This window comes from Cytobacillus kochii (assembly GCF_020171845.1).
GTDB lineage: Bacteria > Bacillota > Bacilli > Bacillales > Cytobacillaceae > Cytobacillus > Cytobacillus kochii.
Map to the genome: position 1 here is coordinate 1 of NZ_JAIVAM010000042.1, position 610 is coordinate 610.

Below are 610 nucleotides of genomic sequence, written 5' to 3' on the forward strand. Positions count from 1 at the left end.
CAGACGAATGAAATATGAATTGGTGGATGAGTTAAGGGTTACCTATCCGGTCTCCTGGCTGTTGGAGATTGCCTATATCAAACCGGCTAGCTACTACAAATGGAGAAAAAACAATCATAAACGCGAAGCAAAAGTTAGGGATGAACAAGAGATTCGAGAGCACATTTTGGGCATACATTTTATGCATCCCGAATATGGACGACCCCGTATTACAGACGAATTAAATGAAAATGGGTATTTAATTAATCACAAAAAGGTCTACCGATTGATGACGGCAATGAACATACAATCAGTCATCCGAAAAAAGAGAAAACGACATGGTCATAGTCCTTCTAACCTCTTTCCTAACCGTCTGAAAAGGAAGTTCAAGGCGGTAGGACCTAATCAAAAAATGGTAACGGATATCACATTTGTGTCTGTTGGCGAAGAATATTATTATTTATCGGTCATACAGGATCTCTTTAATAACGAAATAGTAAGTTGGGAGCTAGCCCAAAGAAATGATTTGGAACTTGTGTTAAAAACGGTAGAGAAATGGACAAAGAAAAAAGACGTGGCTGGAGCCGTTCTCCATTCGGATCAAGGCTTCCAGTACACGTCAAAAATATAC

1 protein-coding gene is annotated in these 610 nt (G+C 39.3%); it reads left to right on the forward strand.

Annotation, left to right across the window (positions count from 1 at the left end; all coding sequences use genetic code 11):
• Positions 1 to 610, forward strand: a 610-nt coding sequence (locus tag LCM23_RS25735; RefSeq protein ID WP_224939362.1) for an IS3 family transposase, incomplete at both ends; no start/stop codon positions are given.